This window comes from Salmonella sp. SAL04214 (assembly GCF_046550615.1).
Lineage (GTDB): Bacteria > Pseudomonadota > Gammaproteobacteria > Enterobacterales > Enterobacteriaceae > Salmonella > Salmonella enterica.
In genome coordinates this window covers 18,359-33,146 of the sequence record NZ_JBGDXT010000002.1, presented here as the reverse complement: position 1 = coordinate 33,146, position 14,788 = coordinate 18,359, and the positions used below count along the sequence as shown (strand labels likewise).

Here is a 14,788-nt window from a genome sequence, read left to right as displayed (position 1 = left end):
TATTATGTATCATCACGCGTTAAAACTTTCCCGACTGGCGATGTTGACGTTGGCAGGCGTTGCCGTATCCGCCTCGGCAATCGCCGCCGATTCTGCCCCGACGTCGCAAATTGGTCCGACGGCGGAAGCCTACATCGTCAGTCATCCGGATAAAGTGGGAGAGGTCGTGGCAACGTATTTGGCCGAACATCCGGAATTTTTGGTCGCCGCCAGCGAGACGTTGCATCAGCGTCAGCAGATTGCGCAACAACAGGCGTATGTTCAACTGGCATTACAGTATCGTGCTGAGTTGCTCAGTAGCAGCAGTCCTTCCGTTGGGCCCAACGAGGCAAAAGCGGCGGTGGTGATGTTCTTTGATTACCAGTGCTCGTGGTGCAGCAAAATGGCGCCTGTGGTCGAAAACCTGATTAAGGCGAACCCGGATACCCGGTTTATTTTCAAAGAGTTTCCTATTTTTTCCTCCCGCTGGCCGGTATCCGGACTGGCGGCCAGAGTCGGCGAACAGGTATGGCTTACCCAGGGCGGGGCGAAATATCTCGACTGGCATAATGCGCTTTATGCCACAGGGAAGGTGGAAGGCGCGTTAACGGAACACGATGTCTACACCCTGGCGCAACATTATCTAACGCCGACGCAGCTGGCCGCCGTAAAAGAAGCGCAAAGCAGCGGTGCAGTACATGATGCGCTCCTCACTAACCAGGCACTGGCGCAGCATATGGACTTTAGCGGCACGCCTGCTTTTGTCGTCATGCCTCAGACGCAAAACGGTGATGTAAAACGGGTGACCGTGATCCCGGGAAGCACGACTCAGGATATGTTGCAAATGGCGATTCAGAAAGCGAAGGGGTGATATTCGCTCAGAGGAGAACGCACAGGAGTGATAGTAAAATGAAGTCTATGTGTTGCGTCATACCGGTGATTTTACTTTCCTTTATCGTTCATGAAGGGACAGCGAAACCGACCGCTCAGATTCATTTTATGGGATCGGTTGTTGAGGCAGGCTGCTGGAATGACGTGGGAACCTTAGAGATTCAATGCCATAATAAAGAGGGAGTTGAACGTTATATTATTGTCGAGAATATTATCACGCCGATATCGTCTCCTCATGCAACGGTAAAACGAGATTATTTGGATGAAGATAAGCAATTAACAGTGCTACGCATTGTCTATGACTGAACCGCGTAGCAGACCGCAGATGGTGTCCCGTCAGTGTCGTGTGAGGATATTATGAAAAATGTTCTCACCTTCCCGGGACACGGTCTACAGACTTTATCTTCAGATAAACGGCGCTAAAAAGAAAAGCACGATCAATAAAAAAAGAGTGGGAATACCAACGGATATAATTTTATTACATCGGTGAGTATGATATTGAATAGCTTGTGGCGGTATGTCAGCAGCGTCAATGATAAATCTTTCATCGATTTTTATCCCCTGCCTGGGGAGCGTAACGAACAGTTCGAAAAGCCCGATTTGTTGTAAATCTCGTCGCAGCAGATAAAGAAGTTGCGTCAAATTAGCATCGCTAACAAATTGACTTCGATCTCCCCAAACTGCGTGTGAAATCATCTCCCGCGTAATCAGTTTCTTGTAGGCATTTTCAAAAAGATAGCTTAAACAACGCGCACGCATTAGCGTCACCTTTAGCACTTTTTTATCATGTAATGATATTATTTCTCTTAACGACTCATTATAAATAAATTCGTTATTAATAGTATATTGTCTCATGAATTCACTCCGTTTTGATATTCATAAGGTACGTTTCACACTGTCAGTGTGTTCACTGGCGGTAAAGTACTCCTTACATCAGTGCGGATAAGCGTAGAGAACCGCAAAGAAATAAGAGAATCATTTGTGATTAAACTGAATAATATTATGCTTTTTTACTTTTTTATAAAGTGTGCCAGATGTTTTTGATGTTTTTTATAAAATAGCATCATGTGTTTTTATTTCACACAGGCTGAAATGATATCAATAAAATTATAATTTAATAACAAACAGGTAGAGGAAATGATTTACTTATTGAAATAAGTGTGGTGCAAGGTTAATCTGCGCCTTAAATGATGGTGCCAGATTATACCAGCCAGGATAACCTATATGCGACCAATAAAAAATGCTAAAAAAATTGACTACAATCTGATCAAAGTGTTCGATACGGTTATTACTGAAGGAAATGCAACCAGGGCGGCGAGGAAACTGGATGTCACGCCTGCGGCGATCTCTCAGGCTCTTCTTCGTTTACAAAATCTTTATGGCGAAGACTTATTCATCAGAACCCGCAAAGGATTAGTCCCGTCCAGCAAAGGTAAATCGCTCCACCAGGTATTTCGCCAGGCAATTGAATCTATAGAAAGCACACTGTGCGATAAAACAGATGCTCAGGAGAGTAATGAACTCATTGTTCTGGGTAGTGATATCACTGAAAATTACTATTTTCCGGCATTGCTGGATACTGTGTTGATGAATCGATATATTATTAAACACTATGCGATTAAAAAAACAGGGGAATACTCACCAGCCTCCATGCTGACGCATGGCTATGCGGATGTCATCATGGGAATTCTGGAAATTAAGAATGAGATGATCGAAAGTTATCTTATTGATAATTTATCTGATTTTGTTTGTGTTTGTGGTGAAAAAAGTCCATTGGTTGGGCTTGAAAAAATTTCTTTATATAATTTTTATGCTGCCAGACATGCTGTGTATCATTCAGATATGTTCTCTTCCTTCACCACTGATAGCATTGATTTATTCAAGAGCAGTACGCCTTATGCGGGGCGCAGGGAAATAGGTTATTATAGTGATTCACTATTTGGAGTTATCGGTGTTGTTGAAAAAAGCGATATGGTTGCGATTTTGCCAGGAAAGATTGCTACTTATTTTAGAGATGTGCGGCGTTATAATATAAAAATACTACGTATGCCTGATGAAATGATTTTTCGCACGTTACCCGTTTATGCTTATCTGGCTACAAACAGCACCCATTATAAAAATGCCAAAAAACTGATATCAACATTTCAGTCGACCTTTCTTTTTAGCCAGGAAAAGCAGCCTGACGCTTTGGTTGAAGGAAGCACATCCTTATGCGATTTGTCGGTTTAATATCAAATTATTGTATTAAATAAATAAGCGTTATGACCATGGTCAGTAAAGCAAAAAATAATGCTATATATTTATACTCTTCTTTTTTTAAAGAAGAGGGGAGGTTTTTATTTTCATTGCTGATAATAATGTTAGCATCTACTTTAATACCAGTTCGAGGCACCGTGGAAAAAAACTGGCTCAGGCCAAAGCCTTTAAGATCGCGCCGCAGTAGATATAAAATCTGGGTCAGGTTGGCGTCGCTGATAAATTGACTTCTTTCCCCCCAAAGTTCATTAGTGAGTTGTTTTTTATAAATGATCTCTTGTTGTGCATGATTCAGCATATATTCCAGACACTTTATGCGCATTGCGGCAATTTTTATCATCTTTCCCGTTTTTATGTTTTTTAGCTCATTGGTCTTATCATTGTAAGTGTGCGTGCTGTTAATTAAATAAATAGTCATGATGTTATTTAATGGGTTTAATTGGGGTGGCGATAATAATATGCATATTAAATTTATGGATCAACTGGCGTGATTGTAATAACGTCTTTTTTCCAGAGAAAATCGTATCGTGTCACAAAAATGATGGTTTTTTAGAAAAACTAAAATTTTATTTTTAGTCGCTCTAAAAATAAAATGATAGTAGTGTTAATTTTTATCAGTAGATTGATATGCTTTGATTGATTTATTGTTGACATAAAATAATTTGAATTATGGCGCAAGGCCTATGCCAACAATAAAAAAGGTATAGGCTATTGGTCACAATGCATTAATGCTACATAATTGTTATGCTTTTATAGTAGCGCCAGGCAAATAAAATCTTCGGATGATAAAGAATAGTTTTAGTCTGGGCGTTATTTTATGGATGTTTTATTTTAAATTATTAAACCGATTTCTCTTGTTGACGTAGGGTTATTTGCTAAGCAACGGGCTGGCATGTTGTAGCTGCTCGTTGTCTATATCCCAATTAATCAGGAGAAACGTATGAATAAGAAAAGCTCGTCAATGGTTAACATGCCCGCACCGCGTGAGCCGATTAACCAGAAAATCGATACCAATAACGCACTGGTGTTAAACCATAACGCCATATATGAACAACGATTAGCGGAGATTACGCAATCTAATACCTGTGACAAGGCCATTGTCACCGTAAATCCCTACGGGACTGCCCCGTTGAGTCTCTATCTGGGGGTTTGGATGGATGAAGCTGCCGCGCTTGAGATCAATGTTGTTGATAGCGAAGCGACGACAGAGGAAGTGCGTTACCAATATGATGTACATCCGGGCGCTAACCTTATTCCTGTGTGTGGGATGGTATCTGCGGTGAATAATCAGATTACCCTACGCCTTGCCTCGCAAATTGTCGGGCAATATACAGTAATGACAGACGCATTACCGCCCACGGATTCGGCTAACGTGAGCCTCGGCTTCCCTATTATTAGCGTCTCCTGTCCTGCGCAGCAGGCCTCGCTGATGGAGGAAGGGCTTTATTTCTCCACTTATTTTGATCGGTATAATCTGGCTTTTGATCATAACGGGATTGTCCGGTGGTATGTAAGTCAGGAAATCCCTTCTTATAATTTTGTCAGAATGGATAACGGCCATTTCCTGGCGACGTCACAGGGAATAAACCATTGTCTGAATATGTATGAATTTGACATTATGGGACGGGTTTATACGGTTTATCTTCTCGACAATGAGTTCCATCACTCCATTCTTCCCATTGAGAACAATCTGGCGATTGCGCCTTCAGAATATAGCAATGGACGGCCAGATGGTTACTCAACCGGGAAAGATGGCGTTTCTATTATTAACTTATCTACCGGACTTGAAGTCGCCTATTACGATATGCTGTATGTGATGGATTATTCCAGATCGCCGCGTCCTTCCGGAAGCGCGCCAGGTCAGGACGTATCAATGGATGACTGGCTGCATATCAACCAAAGCTATATTAATGAACCCAACAATTTGCTGATCTGTTCCGGTCGACATCAGAGCGCGATTTTTGGCGTAAATGTGGATTCCGGCGAACTGCGCTTTATTATGGCGAACCATGAGGATTGGTCTGACGAATTCAGGCAATACTTATTAACCCCTGTCGATGATGATGGCGTCCCGCTGTATGATCTTACCTCGCCGGGAGGGATTGATGCGGCAGATAAGAATTTCTGGACCTGGGGGCAGCATAACATTGTTGAAATTCCAAATGATGAGCCTGGTATCCTGGAGTTTATGGTCTTTGATAATGGTAACTATCGTTCACGCGAAGATGCGAAAAGTCTGTTGCCTCTCGATAACTTCAGCCGGGTGGTGCAGTTTAAAATAAACCTAAACACGATGACCGTAACGCGTCCGTATGAATATGGTAAAACGGAAGTCGGGAACCGGGGCTATAGCAGTTTTGTGAGCGCTAAGCATTTATTGACTAATGGTCACCTGGTTATTCACTTCGGCGCGACGACGGTTGATGAGTTTGAACATACCATTACCGCGCAACCAGGTTCCAGCGATCTTGTCGATCCGGATGAAGGGCAACAGGCGTTAGGCCGACTGGTATTACAAGAAATCAATAAAGAGACGAAAGAGGTTTTATTCGAAGCGATGGTGACGTCGGGCTATTTCAAGAACGAAGAGACGAATGGCACGAATTATCGCTATGATATTTCTGCATTTCGGGTATACAAAATGCCGCTGTTTGCATAACTAAGTATGTTATGCGGCCGGTTATCGACCGCATAACATTATGGCTTATTTGCTAATATCATCCACGCGCATGGTGTGGTCAGGTTGAATATTGTTAACCTGCTTCATATAGTTAACCAACGCTGGTGCGGTTTGTATCCCTATATATTTGATATTTTTACCTTTAGTGAAGGTAAATCCGCCACCACCTTTACCGATAAAGGAATCCAGCGCGACGGTATAGAGTTTATTGTCTTCTACCGGTTTGCCTTTGATATCAAATTCAACAATACGCTGGCCCAGCGGTTTGGTGCTGTCATATTTAAACTGGACGGTTTTCGATACGTGCAGCATACCGTTTTTCAGATCGGCAGCGTGTGACATGATGGATTTCAGGTCCTTACCGCTGATTTCCATGCTCATGACATCGTTGGTGAACGGATACATACTCAGCACATCACCATAGGTGATATTACCTTTAGGCAATTCGGTACGGATGCCGCCAGCATTATAGAAGGATGCGTCGGCGCCAGGAACGGTAGCCATCAGGGCATCGGTGATTAAGTTGCCGGTTGGCGCGGATTCACCGTAAGAACGGGTCAGCACTTCCGGAGAGTGCGCGACCACCTCATCGGTAATTTTCTTAACCTTGTTATCCCATTCGTCAATTTTGGCCTGCGTGACCGGATCTGGCTTATAAGTATCCGCATACATGGTGATCAACTTACCATTGTAGCTGTCCACTTTTTTGGTTTCCGGGTTCCAGTCAAGCACCAGTTTACCTAATTCGATGGTGTACGCATCCGTGGAAACGACAAGGGTATCGCCCACTTTAATCGGTTCTGGCGTACCTTTATGCGCATGGCCGGTAATCAGGACGTTAAGTCCATAGCCTTCCAGCGATTTCGCCATATCAACGTCGGTTTTCAGGGCGCGTGCGACATCAGCCTCGCCCGCGCTGGACTGCATACCCGGCACGCCTTCGTGGGCGAGCAGCACGGTCAGGTCAACTTTCCCTTTTAACTCTTCCAGCTGTTTTTTCACATAAGGAATCGGATCGCGGCAGTCAACGCCTTCACGCACGCCTGCGGCAATCGCTTCATAGAATGCGGAAACGCCGTGCATACCGATGACGCCGATCTTGAATCCATCTTTTTCCACGATGGTATACGGTTCTTTAATTAATGGCGTATCTGTGCCGCTGTAAAAAACATTATCCAACAATACCGGGAATTGCAATTTGCTGAGTTGTTTAACCAGATTCTCATGGCCATGGTCAAATTCATGGTTACCGACAGAGACGGCGTCGTAAGGCATGGTATTTAAAATATCAATAATAGCCTCGCCTTTGGTCAGCGTACTGATAAAAGGTCCGGTGAAATAGTCGCCAGCATCAAAGAAAAAGACATCTTTCTCTTTCGCTTTTGCATCTTTGACAATTTTCGAGATGGGCGCAAAGCCGCCTACCGGACGTGTCTTGGATACATAGGGGATAATTTCTGGGGTTACATGGGCATGTAAATCGTTCGTATAATAAATTGTGATGTCACGCGCATCGGCTGAAAAGGAAATGGCTGAAGACAAACCAATGCACAGCGACAGTAGGGATATCGAAAACTTTTTGTTCATATAAACCATCCATTTACGCTACATTAAAGAAAAACAATGCCTGTAGTCGTGTCATTCACGACTACAAACCGGGGAAATTAAGTAATATTCATCAAGTTTATTAATTATTAAAACTCGAAGCCGATCAGGTAATTCATACGGTCGCCGTAGCCGTCATACCCCAATTTATTATTGAAGTAACGGTAAGAGACGGAGGCGGTCCATCGCGGCATAAATTTCCATGTAAACGTTACCGCGCCGTTCAGGCCGGTCGTCCCACCCTGTTGTTCGGCGTAGGCGTCATTACGATCCATTTCAACTTCGTTCCAGTTTGAAATGACGAACTTTTCATTAAACATATCGAAGTTATAAGCCGCGACCCAACCGAGAACATAACCGTTAAAGCCTGTCGCCTGTCCATACTTTTTAGAGGTATAATCGTTCGATAAGTTATGAACAGCGAAATAGGGCTTAATAAAGCCTGATGGGCTGGTTAAACCCAGATAACCTACCCCGTACATCATGTTTAATTCATCACCGAATTTATTCTCCATCGACATATAGAGTTTCATCATTGCGGTAAAGTTAGAGCCTTCTACTACCCTATAATGTCCCAGAAATTGGGTAACATGGTTACGGCCTTCTACCGGATGGTTGAGCACGTTCATTTCATAAAATGATGCAAATTCGCCCCTGTCAAACACGGCGCCGAAATCGGCTACCGCTTTCCACACTTCGCCGCGATCGACATTGACAAAGCCTTTATTCCAGTCGCCATATCCGAAGCTAAGTTTACCGTATACGCGTTTCAATTCCGCTGCCTGGCCATTAAAGCAAGAGAAAAGAACACATGCGGCGAGTAGACTATTAATATATTTCTTATTTTTCATGCTCAACTCCATGAGGTAAAAACACAGTGAAATGTTGTGTAAAGAAGCGAATTCTAAGGAGTGTCTTTTTATACGTAGGTGATAGATGTCTCAAAAATATCAGCGACATATAATCGTCAAATATTCGTGTCAGATAATGTTGTTTATTACGCGATAACTATTTGATTTATAGTTTATGTCTCTGTTGTAAAAGTCACACCGGATAGCATGAAATTAATGAAACTTCGAATGGGAATAATCTCTCGTAAAGACAACTTACTGCCAGTAAATGAGGGTGTTACCGTTGAAACAGCAACATATATTGACATCACAATAGCGGTTCTGACATATGGGCCATATTTGAGATCTGCATCACTCGTTCGCGATTTCTTTTTTTATAGACTGCTTCAGGCGTGTTTTCTTTAGCACGAAATATATTTATGGCATTAATATTATAATGAGTGTGAATAATTTTCTACGATAAAACGATGTTAATGGAAGAAATATAAGACAAATCGAATATATATAGTGCAATTAATTCAGGCTGTATTCCGCAGCCGGGTCTATCGGCAAATATATCGTAATCAGACCGTGCGATAACTCAAAGGAGTTGAAATGAAAAGAACAGTCGTTGCCAGTATGATAGGGTTGGCGCTATGCGCTGGAAGCGTATTATCAACCGCGCAAGCGGCAACCGCAAAGCGTCCTAACTTAGTCATTATTCTGGCGGATGATTTAGGGTATGGCGATCTCGCCACCTACGGGCACCGCATCGTTAAAACACCTAACATAGACAAATTGGCGCAGGAGGGGGTGAAGTTTACCGACTATTATGCGCCAGCGCCTCTGTGTTCTCCTTCCCGCGCGGGCCTGTTAACCGGTCGTATGCCGTTCCGTACCGGAATCCGTTCCTGGATACCGGAAGGCAAAGATGTTGCGCTGGGGCGTAATGAACTGACTATCGCCAATCTGCTAAAACAGCAGGGCTACGATACGGCGATGATGGGGAAATTACACCTGAATGCGGGCGGCGATCGCACCGATCAGCCGCAGGCGAAAGACATGGGCTTTGACTATACGTTGGTTAATCCGGCGGGATTTGTCACCGATGCTACGCTGGATAACGCCAAGGAGCGCCCGCGCTATGGCGTGGTGCATCCTACGGGGTGGATTCGTAATGGCCAACATATTGGCCGCGCAGATAAGATGAGCGGCGAGTTTGTGAGCTCTGAAGTGGTGAACTGGCTGGATAATAAGAAAGACGATAATCCGTTCTTCTTATATGTCGCCTTTACCGAAGTCCATAGCCCGCTGGCGTCGCCGAAAAAATACCTTGATATGTATTCGCAGTACATGACCGACTACCAGAAGCAGCATCCGGATCTGTTCTACGGCGACTGGGCAGACAAACCGTGGCGCGGCACCGGCGAATATTACGCCAATATCAGCTACATGGATGAGCAGGTCGGTAAAGTGCTGGATAAAATTAAGGCGATGGGCGAGGAAGATAACACCATCGTCATCTTTACCAGCGACAACGGCCCTGTCACGCGCGAAGCGCGTAAGGTATACGAGCTGAACCTGGCCGGGGAAACCGACGGTCTGCGCGGGCGTAAAGACAACCTGTGGGAAGGCGGCATTCGCGTACCGGCAATCATCAAATACGGCAAGCACATTCCACAGGGGATGGTAACGGACACGCCGGTATATGGTCTTGACTGGTTGCCGACGCTGGCCAACATGATGGACTTTAAACTCCCGACCGATCGTACCTACGACGGTCAGTCTTTAGTTCCGCTCCTGAAGGACAAGACGTTAAAACGCCAGAAACCGCTGATCTTCGGTATCGATATGCCGTTCCAGGACGATCCGACGGATGAGTGGGCGATCCGCGATGGCGACTGGAAGATGATCATCGATCGCCAGAATAAACCTAAATATCTCTATAACCTGAAAACCGATCGTTTCGAGACGCTCAATCAAATTGGTAAACAGCCGCAGATTGAGAAACAGCTTTACGGTAAGTTCCTGAAGTATAAAAAGGATATTGATAACGATTCGCTGATGAAAGCCCGTGGCGATAAGCCGACGCCTGTCACCTGGGGCTAATGGAATAATTATAAAAAATTAAGTATGCCACTTAGGGCGATGCCCACCTGATCCGGTCACTCTGTGCCGGATCAGGTTCTTTTATTTCAGGGAAGGTAATGATGTTTGGGAAAAGTTGTCAGGTCATGGTTAAACCAACCGGATCGGTGTGTAACCTTGACTGCAAGTACTGTTTTTATCTGGAGAAAGAAAAGCTCTATCCGGATCGAAAAAACCATTACAAAATGTCGGAAGAGACCCTCGAACTCTTCATCAGGCAGCAGATTGCCGCACAGGATATTGATGAGGTCATTTTTGCGTGGCAGGGTGGGGAACCCACATTAATGGGCATCCCGTTTTATCGTAAAGCCGTTGAATTTCAGCAGCGCTATTGTGGCGGCAAAACCATCGTCAATACCTTCCAGACCAACGGCATCCTGATCAACGACGACTGGGCGACCTTCTTCCGGGAGCATGATTTTCTGGTTGGCGTCTCTATTGATGGCGATGCCGCGTTACACGATGAATGGCGAGTGACGCGCTCCGGAAAGCCGACGCATGAAAAAGTAGAAAATGCGGTGCGTTGTCTGGCGCAGCACAACGTGGAATTTAATACCCTCACGGTGGTTAACCGTACCAATATGCACCATCCTGTTCAGGTCTATCGCTACCTGAAAAGCATTGGTAGCCGCTATATGCAATTTATCCCTTTAGTTGAACGCTGTGGGGAAAATGGGCTGGCGCAGCCGCAGGATAAACATATCGCGATGACGCCGTGGTCGGTCGATAGCCTGCAATTTGGTCAGTTTCTGAATGCGGTATTTGATGTCTGGATCCGTGAGGATATCGGCGATATCGGCATCCAGCTATTTGAACAGACGCTGGCGGCCTGGTGCGGCCTGCCGCCGCAGGTTTGCGTTTTTGCTCCCACCTGCGGCAGCGCGTTTGCGATGGAAATGAACGGCGATGTTTATAACTGCGATCACTTCGTATATCCGCAATTTAAACTGGGGAATATCCACCAGAAGACGCTGCGTCAAATGAATCAGGGCGAACAAAATCGCCAGTTCGGCAGCGATAAACAGCATTCAATGGCGCAGGAGTGCCATCGCTGTCAATGGAAGTTCGCCTGCTATGGCGGCTGTCCGAAACATCGTTTTTTACCCTCTGCGTCAGGCGCAACCAATCATAACTATCTGTGTGCAGGTTATCAGGCTTTTTTCTCGCATACCGCGACGGCGATGAGTGCCATGCGAACCCTGTATGAAAAAGGCATCTCACCTGCAGAAATAAAGTCAATATTTGTTTGAAGGTAGTATTCGCAGGGAGTGAATATGTTTTCTCACATTAATGTCGATGCTTGCAAAACGCCAGGCTGCAAAAATCTGGGGATTCTGGGGAGCCCAGACTATCTACCGCAAGGGAAAAATGTTCTCTGTCGAGCGTGCGGTTTTTTGTTCCCTATTATCTCAGCCAGATCGCTTAATCTTTTTCGCCAGGCGGCGAATCAACCCTGGAAAGGTCTGGTGAAGTCCTGTCCGCATTGTGGCGGGACGTCGCTGAAAAAATATGGATTTTCCACTAAAGGTGAACGGCGTATGTATTGCCGCCAGTGTAATAAAACGTTCATCTCCTATACCGCTATCAGGAGCGACGCCAGACAAGAGAACCTTGCCACGTTGATTGGCGAAGGAGCGTCGCTAGTTGAAATACGCGCGGCGCTGGCGATAGACAGCACGGGTTTTAGCCGCGAATTACAAAAACTGTCCCGTCGCGCTAATCAAGCGGAACGCGATTTTGTGTTTCCCGCGTTTGATATCGCTATGAGCACGCGGGCGTTTCGTGTGAAATTTAACGGCGGCGACAGCAGCTTATACGTGCTGGTGACGGCGGAAGAGGAGAGCGGTAAGGTCGTCGCGATCTCAACGAATTACTCCGCCCAACCGGTGGAAGCGGATTATCAATATCATTCTGATTACGAAGAACGACTTCCGTCCGGCACGCTGGCGCATCTGGTGCAGCGAAAAGAGGCGCTGACCATGCGCCGCAATGTATTATTTGATGTGGATTACGGCCCCGCCGTTTTATATAAAAACGATCCGGGGATGTTAGTAAAACCCGTATTACCTGCTTATCGACATTTTGAGTTGGTTCAGGCGTTGACGGATGAGCGTTCCCTGAATGTCCAACATTATCTCGATCACGAATGCTTCATTCTGGGCGGCTGTATGATGGCGAATTTTAGCTATCTTCGTCAGGGGCGCTGTCATATTTCGTTTGTGCGTGAAAGAGGCGTTACGCCGCCCAAACGCGATCTCCCTCCGCGGTTGTTTTTGAGCGGCGGAATTCGCAACAACGTCTGGCGTACATTTTCCACACGGGATTATGCGATGGCGGTATGCAATCTCACAGGAAATAAAAAGGTGAGTTTGTTACGCCATGCGACGTTAAATAGCGCGACGGCGTTTATTCGCTATGTTCACAACCATCCCTTCCTGCCGCATCTTAACCGGATGTCTCCTGGCAATGTTGTTGCCGTACTGGATTACCTAAAATTTGAATATAACGCTTCACGTAACTGAATTGCTAAAATAAAAAGTGTGATGAGGTGTTGTTGCGGTATTTTATTCGGACGGCTTAAAAATCCAGAGTATTAATTTTCGTGGTCCCCATGAGGGGCGATGAGATTAATACACTGGAGATTTATCATGAATACGTTAACTGCAACGTCTGTTGTCCTTCCTGCGCCGCGTCCGGCGATTAATCAGGGTATCGATATCAATAATGAAATGGTGCTTAACCATACTGCTATTTATGAAAATTGCCTTGCGCAGGTCACGCAAGAGAATACGGTAGAAAATGCGCTGATGTTGTTAGACCCTTACGGCACGGCGCCTTTAAGCGCTTATGCCGGCGTCTGGAGTCTGGAACCGGCTGAGATCATAGTCACGGTCCAGGATGCGGCAAAAACGGCGATGCCGGTAGAACATCTTTACACCCTTACGCCAGGCGCAAATCTGTTGCCGGTTCTGGGGCTGGTAGCGGAGACTGAAAACCGTATTGTCTTTTCTCAGGCAGATACGCCGCTTGCCGTCTATACGCTCATCACACAGCCATTACCGCCGGTAGATTCCGCGGAGGTCGTATTAGGTTTTCCGATTATCAACGTGACGCAACCTGCTACCGATGCGGACAAGATGGCGCCAGGGTTTTATTTTATTACGCATTTCGATCGCTATAATTACGCATTAGATCAGAATGGTCTGGTGCGCTGGTACGTTACTCAGGATTATCCGTCTTATAATTTTGTTCGAATTGATAATGGCCATTTCCTCACTACTTCAGAAGCGAAAAATACCTATCTGGATATGTATGAGTTCGACATGATGGGGCGTCTTCACACATTCTATAATCTCGATAATCAATTTCACCATTCTATCTGGCCGTGGGATAGCAATACCATTGTTGCGCCCTCTGAATATACCTCGGGTCGGCCCGACGATTTGAAAACCAATGAAGACGGCGTATCGGTTGTCGATCTGACTACCGGACTGGAGACGGCTTACTACGATATGGCGAAGGTGCTGGATACGACGCGGGTTTCCCGTCCTTCAGGTACGGCGCCGGGAGAAGACCCGACGGTTAAAGACTGGCTGCATATAAACCAGAGCTACGTGAATGAGACGAATCAGTTGTTAATTGCGTCCGGGCGTCATCAGAGCGCGGTGTTTGGCGTCGATCTGCAAACGCAAGCGCTACGCTTTATTTTGTCAACGCATGAAGACTGGGACGACGCTTATCAGCCTTATCTTTTAACCCCGGTCGACAGTGAAGGTGTGGCGCTTTATGACTTTAGCAAACAGGAGGATATCGACGCGGCCGACCGTGACTTTTGGACTTGGGGCCAGCATAACGTCGTTGAAATCGCCAATAATACGCCGGGTATAGTGGAGTTTATGGTATTTGATAACGGTAACTACCGTTCGCGTGATGACAGCAAAAGCCTGTTACCGCCGGATAACTACAGCCGCATTGTCCATTTCGTGGTGAATATGAATGAGATGACCGTTATGCGGCCATTTGAATACGGCAAGGAGCTGGGCGCGCGTGGCTACAGTAGCTGCGTTAGCGCGAAAGCGATCCAGCAGAATGGCAATATTGTGGTGCATTTTGCCGACTGCACGTTTGATGAAAATGGCCGCGCCATCTCTTGCCAGCCTGGCGAGAGCGATATTATCGATCCGCAGGCGGGCAGTGAGGCGATGGGGCTGCTAATTTTACAGGAGATTGCGCCTACGGAGAAAACCGTGCTTTTTGAAGCGACCATGACGTCAGGTTACTACAAAAACGCGGAAACGAACGGGGAAGGCTATCGCTACGATATTACCAGTTTCCGGGTGTATAAAATGGATCTGTACGCGTAGCGGTCTATCATCAATGACTGACTGCACTAAAAAGG

At 45.7% G+C, this 14,788-nt stretch carries 12 protein-coding genes; 8 read left to right on the top strand and 4 right to left on the bottom strand.

Annotated elements, in window-relative coordinates; genetic code table 11:
- Positions 1-4: 4 nt before the first annotated feature.
- Together ACLJQD_RS03350 and ACLJQD_RS03345 are read left to right on the top strand one after the other, a co-directional pair.
- The gene (locus ACLJQD_RS03350) at positions 5-850 is read left to right on the top strand and encodes a DsbA family protein (protein ID WP_017441782.1); all 846 of its coding nucleotides are present in this window, start codon (positions 5-7) and stop codon (positions 848-850) included.
- A 38-nt stretch (positions 851-888) separates the two neighbouring features.
- A complete protein-coding gene (locus tag ACLJQD_RS03345; protein ID WP_017441783.1) occupies positions 889-1,176 on the top strand; it encodes a hypothetical protein in 288 nt (95 codons plus the stop codon).
- 99 nt (positions 1,177-1,275) lie between these two features.
- On the opposite strand, the gene ACLJQD_RS03340 is transcribed toward ACLJQD_RS03345, so the two are convergent.
- Complete coding sequence (locus ACLJQD_RS03340; protein WP_017441784.1) at positions 1,276-1,725, bottom strand: transcriptional regulator; 450 nt, start codon at positions 1,723-1,725, stop codon at positions 1,276-1,278.
- A 369-nt stretch (positions 1,726-2,094) separates the two neighbouring features.
- Between ACLJQD_RS03340 and ACLJQD_RS03335 the strand changes: the two genes are divergently transcribed.
- On the top strand, positions 2,095-3,099 hold the full coding sequence (locus ACLJQD_RS03335) for a LysR family transcriptional regulator (RefSeq protein WP_017441785.1): 1,005 nt from the start codon (positions 2,095-2,097) through the stop codon (positions 3,097-3,099).
- A gap of 7 nt (positions 3,100-3,106) precedes the next feature.
- Here ACLJQD_RS03335 and ACLJQD_RS03330 read toward each other — a convergent pair whose 3' ends face one another.
- Positions 3,107-3,544: a transcriptional regulator gene (locus tag ACLJQD_RS03330; protein WP_017441786.1), complete on the bottom strand. Its 438-nt coding sequence runs from the start codon at positions 3,542-3,544 to the stop codon at positions 3,107-3,109.
- A gap of 522 nt (positions 3,545-4,066) precedes the next feature.
- Between ACLJQD_RS03330 and ACLJQD_RS03325 the strand changes: the two genes are divergently transcribed.
- Positions 4,067-5,785, top strand: coding sequence for an aryl-sulfate sulfotransferase (locus ACLJQD_RS03325; RefSeq protein WP_017441787.1), 1,719 nt, complete (start codon positions 4,067-4,069; stop codon positions 5,783-5,785).
- A 45-nt stretch (positions 5,786-5,830) separates the two neighbouring features.
- Here ACLJQD_RS03325 and ACLJQD_RS03320 read toward each other — a convergent pair whose 3' ends face one another.
- Both ACLJQD_RS03320 and ACLJQD_RS03315 read right to left on the bottom strand, forming a co-directional pair.
- Complete coding sequence (locus tag ACLJQD_RS03320; protein ID WP_000262866.1) at positions 5,831-7,402, bottom strand: bifunctional metallophosphatase/5'-nucleotidase; 1,572 nt, start codon at positions 7,400-7,402, stop codon at positions 5,831-5,833.
- Between the two features lie 98 nt (positions 7,403-7,500).
- Positions 7,501-8,262: an outer membrane protein OmpK gene (locus ACLJQD_RS03315; protein ID WP_000791534.1), complete on the bottom strand. Its 762-nt coding sequence runs from the start codon at positions 8,260-8,262 to the stop codon at positions 7,501-7,503.
- 594 nt (positions 8,263-8,856) lie between these two features.
- Between ACLJQD_RS03315 and ACLJQD_RS03310 the strand changes: the two genes are divergently transcribed.
- From ACLJQD_RS03310 to ACLJQD_RS03295, 4 genes are all read left to right on the top strand, one after another.
- Entirely contained in the window at positions 8,857-10,350 is a 1,494-nt protein-coding gene (locus tag ACLJQD_RS03310) for a sulfatase (protein ID WP_000831886.1), read from the top strand.
- A gap of 98 nt (positions 10,351-10,448) precedes the next feature.
- A complete protein-coding gene (locus ACLJQD_RS03305; protein ID WP_000971153.1) occupies positions 10,449-11,639 on the top strand; it encodes an anaerobic sulfatase maturase in 1,191 nt (396 codons plus the stop codon).
- A gap of 18 nt (positions 11,640-11,657) precedes the next feature.
- On the top strand, positions 11,658-12,911 hold the full coding sequence (locus ACLJQD_RS03300; protein ID WP_001055831.1) for a hypothetical protein: 1,254 nt from the start codon (positions 11,658-11,660) through the stop codon (positions 12,909-12,911).
- A gap of 126 nt (positions 12,912-13,037) precedes the next feature.
- A complete protein-coding gene (locus ACLJQD_RS03295; RefSeq protein WP_017441788.1) occupies positions 13,038-14,753 on the top strand; it encodes an aryl-sulfate sulfotransferase in 1,716 nt (571 codons plus the stop codon).
- Positions 14,754-14,788 lie beyond the last annotated feature (35 nt).

Excerpts from the sequence above, each read along its gene's own strand:
- ACLJQD_RS03305 (WP_000971153.1), top strand. The coding sequence starts at position 10,449 with ATGATGTTTGGGAAAAGTTGTCAGGTCATGGTTAAACCAACCGGATCG.
- ACLJQD_RS03320 (WP_000262866.1), bottom strand. The coding sequence starts at position 7,402 with ATGGTTTATATGAACAAAAAGTTTTCGATATCCCTACTGTCGCTGTGC.
- ACLJQD_RS03335 (WP_017441785.1), top strand. The coding sequence starts at position 2,095 with ATGCGACCAATAAAAAATGCTAAAAAAATTGACTACAATCTGATCAAA.
- ACLJQD_RS03350 (WP_017441782.1), top strand. The coding sequence starts at position 5 with ATGTATCATCACGCGTTAAAACTTTCCCGACTGGCGATGTTGACGTTG.
- ACLJQD_RS03330 (WP_017441786.1), bottom strand. The coding sequence starts at position 3,544 with ATGACTATTTATTTAATTAACAGCACGCACACTTACAATGATAAGACC.
- ACLJQD_RS03295 (WP_017441788.1), top strand. The coding sequence starts at position 13,038 with ATGAATACGTTAACTGCAACGTCTGTTGTCCTTCCTGCGCCGCGTCCG.
- ACLJQD_RS03315 (WP_000791534.1), bottom strand. The coding sequence starts at position 8,262 with ATGAAAAATAAGAAATATATTAATAGTCTACTCGCCGCATGTGTTCTT.
- ACLJQD_RS03345 (WP_017441783.1), top strand. The coding sequence starts at position 889 with ATGAAGTCTATGTGTTGCGTCATACCGGTGATTTTACTTTCCTTTATC.
- ACLJQD_RS03310 (WP_000831886.1), top strand. The coding sequence starts at position 8,857 with ATGAAAAGAACAGTCGTTGCCAGTATGATAGGGTTGGCGCTATGCGCT.
- ACLJQD_RS03340 (WP_017441784.1), bottom strand. The coding sequence starts at position 1,725 with ATGAGACAATATACTATTAATAACGAATTTATTTATAATGAGTCGTTA.
- ACLJQD_RS03325 (WP_017441787.1), top strand. The coding sequence starts at position 4,067 with ATGAATAAGAAAAGCTCGTCAATGGTTAACATGCCCGCACCGCGTGAG.